This window comes from Massilia sp. CFBP9012, assembly GCF_034045115.1.
Classification (GTDB): Bacteria; Pseudomonadota; Gammaproteobacteria; order Burkholderiales; family Burkholderiaceae_D; genus Telluria.
The window spans coordinates 41,432-57,579 of record NZ_JAXCWM010000021.1; the positions used below are offsets into that span (position 1 = coordinate 41,432).

15 protein-coding genes and 1 tRNA gene are annotated in these 16,148 nt (G+C 64.3%); 14 read left to right on the top strand and 2 right to left on the bottom strand.

Going from position 1 to position 16,148, the window contains the following annotated elements; translation table 11 throughout:
- Positions 1-5: 5 nt before the first annotated feature.
- From SOM61_RS25180 to SOM61_RS25245, 14 genes are all read left to right on the top strand, one after another.
- Entirely contained in the window at positions 6-941 is a 936-nt protein-coding gene (locus tag SOM61_RS25180; RefSeq protein WP_170976733.1) for a MotA/TolQ/ExbB proton channel family protein, read from the top strand.
- 3 nt (positions 942-944) lie between these two features.
- The gene (locus tag SOM61_RS25185) at positions 945-1,361 is read left to right on the top strand and encodes an ExbD/TolR family protein (protein ID WP_123068877.1); all 417 of its coding nucleotides are present in this window, start codon (positions 945-947) and stop codon (positions 1,359-1,361) included.
- 79 nt (positions 1,362-1,440) lie between these two features.
- Complete coding sequence (locus tag SOM61_RS25190) at positions 1,441-1,872, top strand: ExbD/TolR family protein (RefSeq protein WP_183407367.1); 432 nt, start codon at positions 1,441-1,443, stop codon at positions 1,870-1,872.
- 69 nt (positions 1,873-1,941) lie between these two features.
- Positions 1,942-3,171, top strand: a complete 1,230-nt coding sequence (locus SOM61_RS25195) for a tetratricopeptide repeat protein (RefSeq protein ID WP_320476617.1) — start codon at positions 1,942-1,944, stop codon at positions 3,169-3,171.
- 259 nt (positions 3,172-3,430) lie between these two features.
- Positions 3,431-4,402, top strand: a complete 972-nt coding sequence (locus SOM61_RS25200) for a bifunctional riboflavin kinase/FAD synthetase (protein WP_005665787.1) — start codon at positions 3,431-3,433, stop codon at positions 4,400-4,402.
- A gap of 100 nt (positions 4,403-4,502) precedes the next feature.
- A complete protein-coding gene (gene ileS / locus SOM61_RS25205; protein WP_320476618.1) occupies positions 4,503-7,400 on the top strand; it encodes an isoleucine--tRNA ligase in 2,898 nt (965 codons plus the stop codon).
- Positions 7,401-7,478: 78 nt separating this feature from the next.
- Positions 7,479-8,006, top strand: coding sequence for a signal peptidase II (lspA, locus tag SOM61_RS25210; protein ID WP_123068881.1), 528 nt, complete (start codon positions 7,479-7,481; stop codon positions 8,004-8,006).
- 12 nt (positions 8,007-8,018) lie between these two features.
- Entirely contained in the window at positions 8,019-9,239 is a 1,221-nt protein-coding gene (gene coaBC / locus SOM61_RS25215) for a bifunctional phosphopantothenoylcysteine decarboxylase/phosphopantothenate--cysteine ligase CoaBC (protein ID WP_123068882.1), read from the top strand.
- 19 nt (positions 9,240-9,258) lie between these two features.
- Entirely contained in the window at positions 9,259-9,708 is a 450-nt protein-coding gene (gene dut, locus SOM61_RS25220) for a dUTP diphosphatase (RefSeq protein WP_320476619.1), read from the top strand.
- Between the two features lie 12 nt (positions 9,709-9,720).
- Positions 9,721-10,812, top strand: coding sequence for a M48 family metallopeptidase (locus tag SOM61_RS25225; protein WP_320476620.1), 1,092 nt, complete (start codon positions 9,721-9,723; stop codon positions 10,810-10,812).
- 252 nt (positions 10,813-11,064) lie between these two features.
- Entirely contained in the window at positions 11,065-12,060 is a 996-nt protein-coding gene (locus SOM61_RS25230; RefSeq protein WP_320476621.1) for an XdhC family protein, read from the top strand.
- A 93-nt stretch (positions 12,061-12,153) separates the two neighbouring features.
- The gene (locus SOM61_RS25235; RefSeq protein WP_320476622.1) at positions 12,154-13,062 is read left to right on the top strand and encodes a DMT family transporter; all 909 of its coding nucleotides are present in this window, start codon (positions 12,154-12,156) and stop codon (positions 13,060-13,062) included.
- The gene (locus SOM61_RS25240; protein ID WP_320476623.1) at positions 13,059-13,961 is read left to right on the top strand and encodes a DNA-3-methyladenine glycosylase family protein; all 903 of its coding nucleotides are present in this window, start codon (positions 13,059-13,061) and stop codon (positions 13,959-13,961) included. The genes SOM61_RS25235 and SOM61_RS25240 overlap by 4 nt, the downstream gene beginning before the upstream one ends.
- A gap of 71 nt (positions 13,962-14,032) precedes the next feature.
- Positions 14,033-15,085, top strand: coding sequence for a glycosyltransferase family 2 protein (locus SOM61_RS25245; RefSeq protein WP_320476624.1), 1,053 nt, complete (start codon positions 14,033-14,035; stop codon positions 15,083-15,085).
- A gap of 33 nt (positions 15,086-15,118) precedes the next feature.
- On the opposite strand, the gene SOM61_RS25250 is transcribed toward SOM61_RS25245, so the two are convergent.
- On the bottom strand, positions 15,119-15,532 hold the full coding sequence (locus SOM61_RS25250) for a T6SS immunity protein Tdi1 domain-containing protein (RefSeq protein WP_320476625.1): 414 nt from the start codon (positions 15,530-15,532) through the stop codon (positions 15,119-15,121).
- 208 nt (positions 15,533-15,740) lie between these two features.
- A tRNA-Met gene (locus SOM61_RS25255) sits at positions 15,741-15,817 on the bottom strand.
- Between the last annotated feature and the right edge of the window lie 331 nt (positions 15,818-16,148).

Sequence of the window (16,148 nt, forward strand, 5' to 3'; positions counted from 1 at the left end):
GAAGCATGTTTAAGAATACCCGTTTGTCCGCTTTCCTGGCGGCTGTCCTGTTGTCGGTTACTGCAGCATCGGCTCTGGTCTCGGCCCCGGCCTTCGCTCAAGAAACCCCGGCAGCCGACGCGGCTCCAGTGGCGACCGACGCAGCTGCACCAGCTGTCGATCCAGCTGCTGCTCCTGCTGACGCTGCTGCTCCTGCAGATGCTGGCGCGCCAGCCGCTGCTCCAGGTGGCGAGCAGACCGAAGAAGTCTACAACCCGTACGGCCTGCAAGCCATGTGGGAACACGGCGACTTCGTCAACAAGGGCACCCTGATCATCCTGTCGCTGATGTCGATCGGTTCGTGGTACATCATCATCACCAAGCTGATCGATCAGCAAAAAGTGATGCGTCAAGCTAAAGACATGCAAGCCAAGTTCTGGAAAGCACCGTCGATCGCTGCTGGTTCGGCTCAGCTGAAAGAAGGTTCGCCATTCCGCTTCATCGCTGAAACCGGCACCAAGGCTACCCAGCACCACGACGGCGCCCTGCTCGAGCAGATCGACCTGTCGACCTGGGTCACCATGCAGATCCAGCGTTCGGTCGACCGCGTCCAGTCGCGTCTGCAAGATGGCCTGTCGTTCCTGGCAACCGTCGGTTCGACCTCGCCGTTCATCGGTCTGTTCGGTACCGTCTGGGGCATCTACAACGCACTGACCGCCATCGGCATGTCGGGTAACGCCTCGATCGACAAGGTCGCAGGTCCAGTCGGTGAAGCACTGATCATGACCGCCTTCGGTCTGTTCGTTGCAGTTCCTGCCGTCCTGGGTTACAACTGGCTGGTGCGTCGTAACAAGACCGTGCTGGAAGAAGTCCGCTCGTTCTCGGCTGACGTGCACTCGGTGCTGATCTCGGGCGCAATGTCGACCTCGAACGCAGCTGCACAAGCTAAAAAGATTGGATAAATTATGTCGATGAGTGTCGGTTCCGATTCCGGCGAAGATGCACTGAATTCAGAGATCAACACGACGCCACTCGTTGACATCATGTTGGTTCTTCTGATCATCTTCCTGATCACGAGCCCGGTGGTTCTGAATCTGCAGAAAGTTACGCTGCCTGAAGAAGAGAACCAGGTCACCCTGTCCAAACCGGAAGACGTCAATATCACCGTCAATAAAGACGGTGAGATGTACTACAACCAGACTCACCTCGCGAACACGGACGAGCTGTTCAAGTTCCTCGCGGAGCAGTCGGTGAAAGTGCCGCAACCGGCGGTGAAAGTTCGTGGCGACCAGGAAGCCCGCTACGAAGCAATCGGCCGGGTCATTTACACGGCACAACGTGCTGGTGTGCAGAAGGTTGGTTTCGTTATTCAGCCGCAATAAGCTGATAGCGATGCACGCGGCGCCTGGCTTTCGGGCCGGGCGCCGTAACCTTCTCCCCAACATTTGATAAGGACACACCATGAGTATGAACGTAGGTGGAGGCTCCGCAGCGGATGCGGATCCGGAACCGATGATGGAAATGAACATGACGCCGCTGATCGACGTCTTGCTCGTTCTTATCATCATGCTGATTATTACGATTCCGAAGCAAGATCACTCGGTCAATCTGAACATGCCAGTTGGTAACCCGCCCCTGAGCGATATCAAGCCTGTCGTGATCACGATCGACGTCGACTTCGACGGTACCATCCTCTGGGATGGCGAAGTTGTGCCGGACCGCGCTGCGCTGGAAGCCAAGATGAACGCTGTTGCCGCCATCCCTGACCAGCCCGAAGTGCACCTGCGTCCGAATAAGCTGGTAGAGTACAAGGTTGTTGCCGGTGTCATGGCATCTGCCCAGCGTATTGGCGTCACCAAAATCGGCATGGTCGGTAACGAGCAGTTCCAGTAATCGTTCCATGTTTGACCAACACGGCAGGGCTATCCCTGCCGTGTCCATTTTGAAATAAGGATTTTTCAGATGATCAAGTTCCGTCTCGCTCACCTCAGCCTTGCAATGGCCGCTCTGGGCTTTACCGCGCTCACCCCGGTAATCGGCCTGTCTTCCGCCGTCGCGCAGGAAGCGATGCGCCCGGAGATTGGCAAACCGCTGCAGCAAGCCCAGGCCCAGATGAAACAGGGCAAGCACAAAGAAGCACTGGCTACCCTGCGCGGACTGGACAAGGTGGGCAACAAGACCGCCAATGAAAGCTACCTGATCGAGCGCGTGCGCGCCGGGGCAGCCTCGTCGGCCGGCGATTACGATACTGCCGCCAAATCCTTTGAAGCCCTGCTCGCGTCTGGAAAGCTGAACGCCAATGAGCGTTCGCAATTCGCCGAAGGCCTGGTGGGTATCTATATGCGTGCAGGCGACCTGAACAAGGCGAACAGCACCATCCAGACCCTGCTCAAGCAGAAGGAAGATCCGAAACTGCGCGCTTACCTGCTGCAGAACTATTACAAACAAGGCAATACCGCTGCACTCGAGCAAGAACTGCGCACCATCGAGAAAAGCGGCCGCCTGAGCGAAGACCAGCTCGGCATGCTGGCCAATATCCAGCTCAAGAAAAACGATACCGCCGGCTACGTGCGCACCATCGAGAGGCTGGCCGCCAGCTATCCGAAGGCGCAGTACTGGACCGACCTGCTGAACCGCGTGCAGCGTCAGCCAGGCTACTCGCAGCGCCTGAACGTCGACGTGTACCGCCTGAAGCTGGCCAACAACCTGCTCAAGAAGCCGAGCGAGTACATGGAAATGGCCCAGCTGGTGCTGCAGGCGAAAGCCCCGGCCGAAGCGCTCAAGATCATCGATAAGGGCTACAAGGCTGGCGCCCTGGGCACCGGCACCGACGCCGCGCGTCACCAGCGCCTGAAGGATCTGGCCGAGAAGAACCTGGCCGAGCAGAACAAGAACTTCGCTGCGCTGGAAGCCGAGCACACCGCGGTCAAGGACCAGGACTCGCTGGTTGGCCTGGGTTACGCACTGGTGCAGGCTGGCCAGGCTGACAAGGGTCTCAAGATGATGGACGCGGCGATCAAGGCCGGCGGCCTGAAGAACCCTGAAGACGCCAAGCTGCGCCTGGGCGAAGCCTACGCTGTAGCCGGCAAGAAGCAGCAAGCCATCGCCACGCTCAAGACCGTGGGCGGCAAGGACGGCACCGCCGAACTGGCCCGCTACTGGATCCTGGCGATCAACAATCCGCTGTCCTGATCGGCCTTTCCCCGCGCAGGCGGGGAATCAAGCCTGACCTGCAACAGCAGCGTCACCCGTCGTCCCCGCGCAGGCGGGGACCCAATTTTGCCGGCGTTATCACAACGCGGAGAAACTTGGGTCCCCGCCTGCGCGGGGACGACGTTTTTGCGCTAACAAGACCTGCCGGCATCTCCCATATGCAACAATCGCTTTACCGTATAATCAGGGTTTTCGCGCCGCACCAATGTCGCGCGGCTTGTAACCGGACCCAGATTTGATGAAGGTATTTCGCGGACTTCCCAACGACAGGGCGCGTGCGCCCTGCGCGCTCACGATCGGCAATTTCGACGGCGTCCATCGCGGCCACCAGGCCCTGCTGGCCCACGTGCGCAGCGCCGCCGCGGGGCTCGGCCTGGAAGCGGCCGTGATGACGTTCGAACCCCATCCGCGCGAATACTTCGCCCGCAAATCCGGCGACCTGTCGCGCGCCCCGGCCCGCATCGCCAACCTGCGCGACAAGCTCGAAGATCTCGACCAGGCCGGCATCGACCGCGTCATCGTCGAGCATTTCAACGAACAGTTCGCCGCCATGTCGCCGCGCGACTTCATCGAGCGCGTGCTGGTCGACGGCCTGCACGTCAAGTGGCTGATGGTCGGCGACGATTTCCGCTTCGGCGCCCGGCGCCAGGGCGATATCGCGATGCTGGTCGAGGCCGGCCGCGAGTTCGGCTTCGACGTCCACACCCTCGACGCCGTCATGCACGGCGACCAGCGCATCTCGTCCTCGGCCGTGCGCGCCGCCCTGCTGGAAGGTGATTTCGTCCGTACCAAGGAGCTGCTCGGCCATCCGTATGCGATGTCGGGCCACGTGATCCATGGCCAGAAGCTGGGCCGCACGCTGGGCTTTCCGACCATGAACCTGCGGGTGGCGCATCGCCCTGCCCTCTCCGGCATCTTCGTCGTGCAGGTGCACGGCCTGGCGGACGCGCCGCTGCCGGCCGTGGCCAGCCTGGGCGTGCGTCCGACCGTCGAGGATGCAGGCCGTATGCTGCTTGAAGTCCATGTGTTCGACTATGCCCAGCAATGTTACGGCAAGCTGGTACGCGTGGAATTCCTCGCCAAGCTGCGCGACGAAGAGAAATACGACGACCTGGCCACGCTCACTGCCGCGATCGACAACGACGCGGCCCAGGCGCGCGCCTTCTTTGCCCACCGCAACAGCGCGCTGACGGCGACCGACCGAATTTGAGCGCGCTCCCGGTCGTCCTCGCGACGCTTGGGAAGCGCCTCACCAGACTCTGCCGCGGCGCTTTGCGCCGTGCACACCGAACACTTACCAGAAGAAGCTTATGTCCGATACCAAACAGAACAACGGCCAGTCCCAGGCAACTAAGGGCCAGAAAAAACCTGAAAGCAAATACCCGGTCAATATGACCGATACCCCATTCCCGATGCGGGGCGACCTCGCCAAGCGCGAGCCGGGCTGGGTCAAGCAATGGCAGGATAAAAAAATCTACGAGCGCGTGCGCAAGGCCGCCGCCGGCCGTCCGACCTTCATCCTGCACGACGGTCCGCCGTACGCCAACGGCGACATCCACCTGGGCCACGCCGTCAACAAGATCCTGAAGGACATGGTGATCAAGTCGCGCACCATCGCCGGCTTTGACGCGCCTTACGTGCCGGGCTGGGATTGCCACGGCATGCCGATCGAGATCCAGATCGAAAAACTGTACGGCAAGAACCTGCCGACCGCCGAAGTGCTGCAAAAGGCGCGCGCCTATGCGCTCGAGCAGATCGACCGCCAGCGCGCCGGCTTCATCCGCCTGGGCGTGCTGGGCGAGTGGGACAACCCATACATGACCATGGCCCACGGCAATGAGGCCGACGAGCTGCGCGCGCTCGGCACCCTGCTCGAAAAAGGCTATGTCTACCGTGGCCTGAAGCCCGTGAACTGGTGCTTCGACTGCGGTTCGGCGCTGGCCGAGGCCGAAGTCGAATACCAGGACAAGCGCGACCCGGCGATCGACGTCGGCTTCCCGTTCTACGAACACGACAAGATCGCCGCCGCCTTCGGCCTGGACAAGCTCCCGACGGACAAAGGTTTTATCGTGATCTGGACCACGACCCCGTGGACCATCCCGTCGAACCAGGCCCTGAACGTGGGCCCGGAAGTCGGCTATTCGCTGGTGCAGGTCGAGCGTGACGGCCAGCCGCAGCTGCTGATCCTGGGTTCGGAGCTGGTGGAGTCGGTGCTGGCCCGCTACAAGCTGGAAGGCACGGTCATCGCCACCACCGTCGGCGCCAAGCTCGAAGGCATCCGCTTCAAGCACCCGCTGCACGCCTCGGCCCCGTTCTACGATCGCCTGTCGCCGGTCTACCTGGCCGACTACGTGACCGTCGACAGCGGCACCGGCGTGGTCCACTCGGCCCCGTCCTACGGCCTGGAAGACTTCCAGTCGTGCAAGGCGCACGGCATGAAGGACGACGAGATGCTCAAGCCCGTGATGGGCGACGGCCGCTTCGCCTCGACCCTGCCGCTGTTCGGCGGCATGACGATCTGGGAAGCGAGTAAACCGATCTGCGGCGCGCTGACCGAAGCCGGCGCCCTGTTCGAACTGAAGATGTTCGACCACAGCTACATGCACTGCTGGCGCCATAAGACCCCGATCGTCTACCGCGCCACCAACCAGTGGTTCGCCGGCATGGACGTCGTGCCGAAGGACGGCGGCGCCACCCTGCGCCAGACCGCGCTGGCCGGCATCGAAAAGACGCAGTTCTTCCCGGACTGGGGCCAGGCGCGCCTGCACGGCATGATCGAGAACCGTCCGGACTGGACCCTGTCGCGCCAGCGCCAGTGGGGCGTGCCGATGGCCTTCTTCGTGCACAAGGAAACCGGCGCGCTGCACCCGCGCACTCCGGAACTGCTGGAGCAAGTGGCCAAGCTGATCGAAGCGGGCGGCATCGAGGCCTGGCACGAGCTCGACCCGGCCACCCTGCTGGGCGAGGACGCCGCGATCTTTGAAAAGAACAAGGACACGCTGGACGTCTGGTTCGACTCGGGCAGCACCCACCAGACCGTGCTGCGCGGCTCGCACAAGGCGCAGTCGAGCTTCCCGGCCGACCTGTACCTGGAAGGCTCGGACCAGCACCGCGGCTGGTTCCACTCGTCGCTCCTGACCTCGTCGATGCTCAATGGCGAGCCGCCCTACAAGGCGCTGCTGACCCACGGCTTCACCGTCGACGAGCACGGCAAGAAGATGTCCAAGTCGCTCGGCAACACCATGGCGCCGCAAAAGATCTCGGACACCCTCGGGGCCGACATCCTGCGCCTGTGGGTGGCCTCGACCGACTACACGGGCGAATTGTCGATCGGCGAAGAGATCCTCAAGCGCGTGACCGAGTCGTACCGCCGCATCCGCAACACGCTGCGCTTCCTGCTGGCGAACACCTCGGACTTCGACCCGGCGCAGCACGCGGTGCCGATGGCCGAGCTGCTCGAGATCGACCGCTATGCGATCGCCTCGATGGCCCAGCTGCAGAACGACGTCGCCGCCCACTTCGAGCGCTACGAGTTCCACCCTGTCGTGTCGCGCCTGCAGAACTACTGCTCGGAAGACCTGGGCGGCTTCTACCTCGACATCCTGAAGGACCGCCTGTACACCACGGGCGTGGAATCGCAGGCGCGCCGCTCGGCGCAGACCGCGCTGTGGCACATCGCCCACTCGCTGCTGCGCGTGATGGCGCCGATCCTGTCGTTCACCGCTGAAGAAGCGTGGGAGAAGTTCGCTGGCGCCGAAGCCTTTGCCGCCAGCGACGAGACCATCTTCACCCAGACGCTGTGGACCTTCCCTGCGCTCGAAGACGGCGACGCCCTGTTGGCCAAGTACGCGCTCCTGCGCCAGGTCCGCCTCGACGTCACCAAGCAGCTCGAAGAAGTCCGCACCTCGGGCGCCATCGGCTCTTCGCTGCAGGCCGAGCTGGCGATCAAGGCCTCGGGCGACAAGTACCGCGCGCTGGCCAGCCTGGATGAGGACCTGAAGTTCGTCTTCATCACCTCGCAGGCGACCGTCAGCGAAGTGGCGGCCGAAGCCGACGAAGCCGTGGAAGTGGTGCCATCGAGCGCAGAGAAGTGCGAGCGCTGCTGGCACTACCGCCGCGACGTCGGCCACGACCATGCGCATCCGACGCTGTGCGGCCGCTGCACCAGCAACCTGTTCGGCGCCGGCGAGAAGCGCCGCTACGCCTAAGCTCCCGCGGGTCGATCGACCCGCGGGTTTTTCCGCCATGCCTCCCGGGAGGCATGGCGCGTACCGATACCACACACCATGGCAACCAAAAAGAAACCAGCCGTACCAGGACTGAAACTCGTCACCAGCAGCAAGGCCAGCCTGTTCCCCTGGATCGGCCTGTCCCTGATCATCGTCCTGCTCGACCAGGTCACCAAGATCACCGTCGAACGCACTTTCGCCTATGCCGAAACGCTGCCGATCACGAGCTTCTTCAACCTGATCAAGGTGTACAACCCGGGCGCCGCGTTCAGCTTCCTGGGCGATGCCGGCGGCTGGCAGCGCTGGCTGTTCCTGGGGATCGCGATCGCCGCCGTGGTGTTCTGCATCTACATGATGTCCAAGAACGCCAGCCAGCGCCTGTTCTGCTTCGCCCTGGCCCTGATCATGGCCGGCGCGATCGGCAACGGCATCGACCGGGTGGTGCACGGCCACGTGATCGACTTCCTCGATTTCTACTGGACCGGCATCGGCCACTTCCCGGCCTTTAATATCGCCGACATCGGCATCTCGGTGGGTGCGGTGCTGTTCGTTCTCGACGAGCTGCGCCGGGTGAACAAGACTTAAAGGAGCTTGAACATGGAGCTGAAAGGCAAGCGCATCGTCCTCGGCCTGACCGGCGGCGTGGCCTGCTACAAGGCGGCCGAACTGTGTCGCGCCCTGGTCAAGCAGGGCGCCAGCGTGCAGGTGGTCATGACCGAGGCCGCCACGCACTTCATCGGCGCGGTCACCATGCAGGCCCTGTCGGGCCAGCCGGTCTATCTGGACCAGTGGGACGCGCGCATGGCCAACAATATGGCCCACATCGACCTGACCCGCAACGCCGACGCAATCCTGATCGCCCCCTGCTCGGCCGACTTCATGCGCAAGCTCGCGCACGGCGCGGCCGACGACCTGCTGTCGACGCTGTGCGTGGCGCGGCCGCGCCATGTGCCGCTGCACGTGGCGCCGGCGATGAACGTAGAGATGTGGGAAAACCCGGCCACCCAGCGCAACGTCGCCCAGCTGCGCGAGGACGGCGTCAAGCTGTTCGGCCCCGGCTGCGGCTCGCAGGCCTGCGGCGAGACGGGCCTGGGCCGCATGCTCGAAGCCGAGGAACTGGTCGAAGAACTGATCGCCTCGTTCCAGCACAAGGTGCTGGCCGGACGGCGCGTGCTGATCACGGCCGGCCCGACGTTCGAGCCGATCGATCCGGTGCGCGGCATCACCAATCTGTCGTCGGGCAAGATGGGGTATGCGCTGGCGCGCGCGGCGCGCGAAGCCGGCGCCGAAGTGACCCTGGTCTCGGGCCCGGTGTCGTTGCCCACGCCGCATGGCGTACGCCGCATCGACGTGCTCACCGCGCAGCAGATGCACGACGCCGTGATGGCGGGCGTGGAAGGCCAGCACGTGTTCATCGGCGTGGCGGCGGTGGCCGACTGGCGCGTGGCCAATGCCAGCGACCAGAAGATCAAGAAGACGCTTGATGGCGCGCCGCCGCAACTGGAGTTCGCGCAGAACGCCGACATCCTGGCGTCGGTGGCGGCCACCGTCACCCTCTCCGGCTGGCCCTACTGCGTGGGCTTCGCGGCCGAATCCGAGCAGCTGGAACAGTACGGCGCGGCCAAGCGCGAAAAGAAGGGCATCCCTCTGTTGGTGGGCAATATCGGCCACCAGACTTTCGGGCAGGATGACAATACCGTGATCCTGTTCGACGAGAGCGGCCACACGGTGCTCGAGCGGGCCGACAAGCTCACGCTGGCGCGCCAGCTGGTGTCCGAGATCGCCAAGCGACTCGAACAGCGTTCCCTGCTTACCTAAAACACATAACAAGTATCAGATGAAGAATATCGACCTCAAGATCCTCGACCCGCGCATGCAAGACCTGCTGCCGGCCTACGGCACCCCGGGCAGCGCGGGCCTCGACCTGCGCGCCTGCATCGATGCGCCGCTCACCATCGAGCCTGGCCAGACGGTGCTGGTGCCGACGGGTCTCGCCATCCACATCGGCGATCCGGGCTATGCCGCCATGATCCTGCCGCGCAGTGGGCTCGGCCATAAGAGCGGCATCGTTCTGGGCAATCTGGTAGGCTTGATCGACTCCGATTACCAGGGCCAGCTGATGGTCTCCACCTGGAACCGCGGCGCCACCACCTTCGTATTGCAGCCAATGGACCGCCTGGCGCAGCTGATCGTGGTGCCGGTGCTGCAGGTCGGCTTCAATGTGGTAACTGATTTCGCATCGAGCGACCGTGGCGCCGGAGGCTTCGGCAGCACCGGCAAACAATAATAGAGGAGGACCATGATCCCAAACCGTCTTCAACGCTTCAAGTCCGCGGCCCTGGTCGCGGGCACGGCGGCCTTGCTGGCCGCCTGCAGCACGCCAGGCCAGATGCAGTCGTCGACCACGCCAGGCGTGATCCCGAGCCAGGCGCCGGGCAAGCCCGAGGTCACGCCGCAGATGGCGGCGGCGGCCGACACGCTCACCCGCATGGCGACCCAGCACGACCGCTTGTACCGGATCGCGGCCCCCCTCCTGATCGACAACGCCGAATTGTGCACCAAGCACGCCCGCAACCTGCTGGGCTTCACGGCCAAGAACCGCTACACCTATCCGGGCCAGTACAACGAGGCTGCCTGGGTAGTGTTGGGCATGGGTGAGCGCCTGCAGGTCACCAACGTCTTGAATGGCAGCGGCGCGGCGCGCGCCGGCCTGCGCCAGGGCGACCGCCTGCTGGCGGCCGGAGGCACGCCACTGCCCGAGGGCCCGAACGCCCTGTCCCAGGCCGGCGCCGTGTTCGGCCCGATCATGTCGAAGCAGGCCAGCCTGCCGCTGACGATCGAGCGCAACGGCAACCCGCGCGACCTGACCATCCCGGTCACCCGCGCCTGCGCCTTCGCGATCGAACTGGGCAACGCCGACAACATCAACGCCTATGCCGACGGCTCGCGCGTGATGGTCACCCGCGGCATGCTGGGCTTCGCCCAGAACGACGACGAACTGGCCTATGTGGTGGCGCGCACGATGGCGCACAATATGCTGGGCCACGCGGCCACGCAGCGCAATGCGGCCACCATCGGCAGCATCATCGACAACCTCACCGCGATCACGCCCGACACCTCGATGCTGATCGGCAGCGGCGGCATCAAGGCCATGCCGGTGGCCGACGACGTGGCGGCCGACCGCCTGGCGATCTACCTGGTGGCGCGCGCCGGCTACCGTGTCGAAGGGGCGTCCGCCTTCTGGAAGCGCCTGGCAGCCACCTACCCGGCCCGCATCCTCAACGGCTACACCGCCAACCACCCGTCGACCACGCAGCGCATCGCGGCGATCGACAAGACGGTGGCCGAGGTGAAGACCAAGAAGAGCGGCAAGAAGCCGCTGGTGCCTTGAGGTTGGGGGGCTGCGGGGGATAACACTGCGGCACTTGCTTGGGTTCCCGCCTGCGCGGGAACGACGGTCTTGGAGCAGACAGCTACGGTCACTTATCGACCGCTAGCCGAAAAACCGTCGTTCCCGCGCATGCGGGAACCCAAGTCATTCGAACAGCCCCTCACTCCCCACACGCCCACTCCAACGCCCTCCCCGCTTTTTTTGTATGATTGTCCATCTCGTACCTACCCCGCATATGGCGGCGACCACACCATGGACAGCATCGACCTCGACGTACTGAAAACCTGCGCCTCCTGGCTGGCGGGCGGCCAGCGCTGCCAGCTGGTCACGGTGATCAAGACCTGGGGCTCGAGCCCGCGCCCGGTCGGCGCCACGCTCGCCATCTGCGAGGACGGCCAGGTGGTCGGCTCGGTCTCCGGCGGCTGCATCGAGGACGACCTGATCGCCCGCGTGCGCGACAACGGCATCGAGATCACCCTCCCCGAGATCATCAGCTACGGCATCAGCGCCGACGAGGCGCACCGCTTCGGCCTGCCCTGCGGCGGCACCATCGAACTGGCGATCGAGCCGCTGTCGACCGAGAGCCGCATTCCCGAACTGCTGGCGCGCCTGGATGGCGGCGAGCTGGTCGAGCGCCGCGTGCACCTGGCCAGCGGCGCGGTCACCCTCGAACAGGCGCAGGCCAGCGCCATCCAGCGCATCGAGGATGGCGTGCTGCACACCCTGCACGGCCCGCGCTGGCGCCTGTACATCATCGGCGCCGGCCCGCTGTCGCGCTTTTTGGCCACGATCGCGGCCGGCATGGATTACCGCGTCACCGTGTGCGATCCGCGCGAGGAATACCGCAGCGGCTTTTCCATTCCCGGCGTGAGCCTGGTGCACGCCATGCCCGACGACCTGGTGATCGAGGCCAGGCTCGATGCGCGCAGCGCCGTGGTGGCGCTGACCCACGATCCCAAGCTGGACGACCTGGCGCTGATGGAAGCGCTCAAGTCCGACGCCTTCTACGTCGGCGCCATCGGCTCGCGCGCCAACAACGCCAAGCGGCGCGAGCGCCTCAAGCTGTTCGACCTCACCGACGCCGAACTGGCGCGCCTGCACGGCCCGATCGGCATCTACATCGGCAGCAAGACGCCGGCCGAGATCGCGATCTCGATCATGGCCGAGATGACGGCCGTGAAGAACGCAGTGCCGCAGCAGATGCTGGTGCCGCACGCCGCCGCGCTGACCCTCGCCAGTGCCGCCTGACAGCGGCCTCAATTCAAAAGCAAGGAGCGGCTGGCAGGAAAATGCCGACCCTGCCACAATGGCCCGTTATCAGACGGGCCATCTTTCTTATCAATGAACACCGCGAACATGCTGCGCCTGGTGGCGCTGGCCGCCATCTGGGGCGGCTCCTTCCTCTTCATGCGCATCGCCGCGCCCGTGCTCGGACCGGCGCTGCTGATCGAATACCGGGTTGGCTTTGCCGCCCTGTTCCTGGCGCTGGTGGCCTGCTTCCTCCACCTGCGCGGCAAGGGCGCCCCGCTCGGCGTGCGCCGCCACTGGAAGCACTACCTGATCCTCGGCCTGTTCAATTCGGCCCTGCCCTTCCTGCTGTTCGCCTTCGCCGCGCGCACCCTGTCGGCCTCGGTGCTGTCGGTGCTGAACGCCACCGCGCCGATGTGGGGCGCGCTGGTCGGCGCCGCGTGGGCGCGCCAGAAGGTATCGGGGCGCAGCGCGCTCGGCCTGCTGCTCGGCACCGGCGGCGTGGCGCTGCTGGTCGGCTTCGACCATGTGGCTGAACGGCCCGGCGCCGGCATCGCCGTCGGCGCGGCCCTGGTCGCGGCGTTCAGCTACAGCATCGCCAGCCAGTACGCCAAATCAGCTCCGGCGGTCGCGCCGTTCGCCAATGCCCACGGCTCGATGTGGGCGGCCGCCATCCTGGTGCTGCCGCTGGTGTTCTTCTTCCCTGCGCCGGGCGAGCCGACGATGGGCATCATGGCCGCCGTGCTGGCGCTGGGCGTGGTCTGCAGCGGCATCGCCTACATCATCTATTTCAAGCTGATCGAGGAAGTCGGCACCACCTCGGCGCTCACCGTCACCTTCCTCAACCCGGTGTTCGGGATCCTGTGGGGCGCGCTATTCCTGCACGAAGCCATCGGCTGGCACACGATCGCCGGCTCGGCCATCGTGCTGCTCGGGACCGCGCTGGTGACCGGCTTCCGGCCCCGCTTCGGGCGCGCAGCCGCACCGGCGGGCGGCAAGTGAAGGAGACGACGCAGGACATCATCCTGCCGCCTGGCTACCGCGTTGCCGACGTCTTCGCCTTCCATGGCCGCGACTCCGAGGGCGTGGCCGAGCTGGTGTCGCCGGAAGGGCTGCGCAAGGGCGTGCTGCTGGACGGTGTGCCGACCCTGCTCGACATCCGTTTCGACGGCCGCCAGGCCCGTTGCCGCATCGCTTGCGATGGTCCGGCCACGCCGGCGCTGGAGGCCCTGGTCCAGGACGCACTGCTGAACGTGCTGGGCCTGCGCATCGACCCGGCCGCCTTCGCCGCCTTCGCCCACGACGATCCCGTGCTCGGCCCCATGCTGGCGCGCCAGCCCGGCCTGCGCATCGTGCAATCGGCCACCGTATTCGAAGCGCTCACCTGGGCCATCATCGGCCAGCAGATCAACCTGACCTTCGCGATCGCGCTGCGCCGCACGCTGATCCAGTTGGCCGGCCGCCCGCATTCGAGCGGGCTGTGGTGCTATCCGGAAGCGCAAGACGTCGCCCGCCTCGCACTGGAAGACCTGACTAGCCGCAAGTTCTCGGGCGCAAAGGCCGAGACCGTGCTGCGCGTGGCGCGCATGGTGGTGGACGGCAGCCTGTCGCTCGAACGGGAACGCGATGCCGCCCAAGTGAGCCAGGAACTGCTGGCGGTCAAGGGCATCGGCCCCTGGACCGTCAATTATGTGTTGCTGCGTGGCTATGGCTACACGGATTGTTCGCTGGAGGGCGACGTGGCCGTACGCAACGCCCTGCACAATCTGACCGGCAGCGCCCAGCGACCGACGCTGCTCGAAGCCCAGCGCCTGCTGGCGCGCTATGCGCCGCACCGCACCATGGCGGCCGCCTATCTATGGGCGAGCCTGGCTGCAAAGCCGGACGGCGATCTCGGTTGACACCGCTTTCGACAGGAAAAGCGGACGGTGGATCGCCGTGTGCGTGTGATATATTCAGCAACATGAGTACGATGTCTTCCCATCCAAACAGCGGCCCGAGCGGAGCTGAAACGCATGTTTCCGACGCGGCAATTGCGGTCGTGATTCCCTACTTCCAGCGTCAGGAAGGCCTTCTCCAGCAAGCCCTTGCCTCAGTTGCCAACCAGGAACTTTTGCCTGAAGAAGTGATCGTGGTCGACGACAGCTCGCCGATACCGGCGCGCGACGAGGTTGCGGCTGTGCTGAGGAATTTTCCGCAACTCAAGGTCCGTGTCGTTGAGCAGCCCAACGGCGGACCCGCGTCCGCCCGCAACAAGGGATTGGACAATGTGTCGCCGCATTGCCACTACGTGGCCTTCCTCGACTCGGACGACGCATGGCACCCGGCGCATCTTGTGCGCGCACATGCCGCCTTGGAGCGTGGCAACGACTTTTATTTTTCCGATTATTTCCGCATTGGCCAGACAAAAACGGTGTTTGAGCAAACCAGTGGTTTCAGCAAAGACGAACACCCGGCCCTCGCCGGCTGCGGCCCGGTAGCACGCTACCGCGGCAATATGACGGAGCAGATCCTGAGAGCGAACGTCATTGGAACCCCGACCGTGGTGTACCGCTTCAAGAAGTTCGCTGCGCTGCGCTTTCGCGAAGAATTCGTCAATGCCGGCGAAGACTTCCTGTTCTGGCTGCAGCTGAGTACCCTGACGGATGCCTATGCCTTCGGCACCACGGCGGAAGTCACCTGCGGCCGTGGCGTGAACATCCACGCCGGCTCGGGCTGGGGCACCGAGAAATCGCTGGACCGGCTGCATTACGAAACCAAGCTGGAACTGGCGCTGCCTCGTTTGTTCCAGCTCGACGAAGTACAGCTGAAACGCAACCGTGCGCGGCTGTCCGAACTGCGTCAGACCATGTTGAAGGACATCCTGCACCGGTTAGCAAACCGCAAGACCATCAACGCACCATTGCTGAGAAAGCATCTGGCGATGGACCCCATGCTTCCATTGTTCGTGCCATCGGCGGCGTGGCATATTGTCGCCGGCCGCCTTCGCTCCCAGGCAGCGGGGCGCAGGGAAGGCGGTAGCTAGACGATTGCCGGCCGAAAGAAGCCGGCATGGCGCTCAGCACCAGCGCGGCAAGCCGTCGAACTGCTGCGCGCCCTCGCCCGAGAACCGGATGAGCTCGGCCAGCGGCACGGTGGCCAGGTTGTCGCAACCGTAGTGCCCGCCCAGCGCGCTGGGAATCTTGAGGCAGTATCTGCGCCCCTCGGTCAGCGGCCCAAGCGCGGCTTCGGCCAGGCGCACCGCCTCGGGCATATACCAGTCGTTGAGGAAATCCTGGTTGTAGGCCAGCGCATCGAGCGCGGCGCGGCTGCGCGCCAGCGGTTCGCACACCAGTTCTTGCGGACGCAGGCACCAGAAATGGTCGTCCTCGTCGCGGATGATGAGGTTGCCGAAGGCATTGGCCCCGAGAACTTCGACGGCGCTCATGCCAACCCAGCCCCAGGCCTCGTTGATGTCGTCTACATCGATCATGGTCATCGCCCCTGAATGTCGCCATGGCGCATGCGCGCGGCGGTTCGCAAAGTTGGACAGGGCGGGCTCGTGTGCATTGCAACAGAGACGAGCGCGTTTGACCTGCGTCGAGGCCGTTAAGACGGAGAAAGGGAATTGCCTGACATTAAAAATGTCGGCCTGAAAAACGAAAAAGCCGCTGACTCTTGCGAATCAGCGGCTTTGAATCTGGTTGCGGGGACAGGATTTGAACCTGTGACCTTCGGGTTATGAGCCCGACGAGCTGCCAGACTGCTCCACCCCGCGTCTGTGAAATGAATTATACGCCCATTCACCTCATTAGGCAAATGCAATACTGCGCCCATGTGCGATTGCAACACGATCTAAGAACCTATCCCGGTAGGTGGGGGGGAAGTTCATGGCGATGCATGGCGAGCATGGGCAAGGCGAGGAGGCCGCATGGCTAGCCATGCAACGACGAGCAACGCAACACACGCTTGCCAGGCGCGGCAGGAACGACTCCCACCTACCGGGATAGGTTCTCACTCATGGCCTGCGCCAAACAGGCCCTGCTCACCACCCGTGGCACTGCCCTATCGCTGCTGCATTCGGTGTAAAGTAAGGGCAATACCATTTC

Bases quoted from the DNA above. Each gene is read 5' to 3' on its own strand.
- coaBC (WP_123068882.1), top strand. From the start codon at position 8,019: ATGGAGCTGAAAGGCAAGCGCATCGTCCTCGGCCTGACCGGCGGCGTG.
- SOM61_RS25200 (WP_005665787.1), top strand. From the start codon at position 3,431: ATGAAGGTATTTCGCGGACTTCCCAACGACAGGGCGCGTGCGCCCTGC.
- SOM61_RS25225 (WP_320476620.1), top strand. From the start codon at position 9,721: ATGATCCCAAACCGTCTTCAACGCTTCAAGTCCGCGGCCCTGGTCGCG.
- ileS (WP_320476618.1), top strand. From the start codon at position 4,503: ATGTCCGATACCAAACAGAACAACGGCCAGTCCCAGGCAACTAAGGGC.
- SOM61_RS25195 (WP_320476617.1), top strand. From the start codon at position 1,942: ATGATCAAGTTCCGTCTCGCTCACCTCAGCCTTGCAATGGCCGCTCTG.
- SOM61_RS25180 (WP_170976733.1), top strand. From the start codon at position 6: ATGTTTAAGAATACCCGTTTGTCCGCTTTCCTGGCGGCTGTCCTGTTG.
- SOM61_RS25235 (WP_320476622.1), top strand. From the start codon at position 12,154: ATGAACACCGCGAACATGCTGCGCCTGGTGGCGCTGGCCGCCATCTGG.
- lspA (WP_123068881.1), top strand. From the start codon at position 7,479: ATGGCAACCAAAAAGAAACCAGCCGTACCAGGACTGAAACTCGTCACC.
- SOM61_RS25230 (WP_320476621.1), top strand. From the start codon at position 11,065: ATGGACAGCATCGACCTCGACGTACTGAAAACCTGCGCCTCCTGGCTG.
- SOM61_RS25185 (WP_123068877.1), top strand. From the start codon at position 945: ATGTCGATGAGTGTCGGTTCCGATTCCGGCGAAGATGCACTGAATTCA.
- SOM61_RS25250 (WP_320476625.1), bottom strand. From the start codon at position 15,532: ATGATCGATGTAGACGACATCAACGAGGCCTGGGGCTGGGTTGGCATG.
- SOM61_RS25245 (WP_320476624.1), top strand. From the start codon at position 14,033: ATGTCTTCCCATCCAAACAGCGGCCCGAGCGGAGCTGAAACGCATGTT.
- SOM61_RS25190 (WP_183407367.1), top strand. From the start codon at position 1,441: ATGAGTATGAACGTAGGTGGAGGCTCCGCAGCGGATGCGGATCCGGAA.
- dut (WP_320476619.1), top strand. From the start codon at position 9,259: ATGAAGAATATCGACCTCAAGATCCTCGACCCGCGCATGCAAGACCTG.